Raw genomic sequence first — 581 nt, forward strand, 5'->3', positions numbered from 1 at the left:
AAGCTCCCTGGCCGAGGTGCCCCGCTTGAGGTGGGGTAGGGCCAGCCGGAAGAAGTCCTGGTAGCGAGGGTCTTCGGGGGAGCTTCCCGAGAGGCGGAAGCGGGCCTCGGGGGAAGGGAGGAAGGGGCGGTAACGCTCCAGCTCGTCCTGCAAGGTGGTGAGGGAAAGGAGTACCCTTTCCGTGGGCCAGTTGAGGCGTTCCTTGTACTTGGGCTTGGCCCCGGGGAAGAACTCAAAGCTTCCCTGCCGGGCCAAGAGCAGGGCCTGCAGGGTGGCTTTGGCGGCGAGGGGCGGCAGGGGTTTGCCCTTCTGGTCCACCGAGCGGATGTGCCCGGGCTTGAGGTAAAGGGTGGTGGGCGGGATGTCCTTAAGGTTCCAAACCTCCAGGGCCCCTTCCTTGTGGGCGAGGAGGGAGAGAAGCTCCCCCAGGGGCATGGAATCCAGGCTTCCGAATAGGGCCATGGCCACCTCCTTCCTAGATCGCAGGCTACGCCCTCCCTTTGAAAGCGCTGTGAAAACCCCTATAATCGCTCCTCGTGCTGGTGCGCCCCGCCCTCCTTCCCTCCTGGCCCCCGGGGTCT

General features: G+C 65.2%; 1 protein-coding gene. It reads right to left on the reverse strand.

What is annotated here, in order from left to right; translation table 11 throughout:
* On the reverse strand, positions 1-462 hold a 462-nt coding region (locus AC01Y6_RS11080; protein ID WP_476671584.1), incomplete at its 3' end, for a DUF4388 domain-containing protein.
* Positions 463-581 lie beyond the last annotated feature (119 nt).

The organism is Thermus sp. (assembly GCF_056332225.1).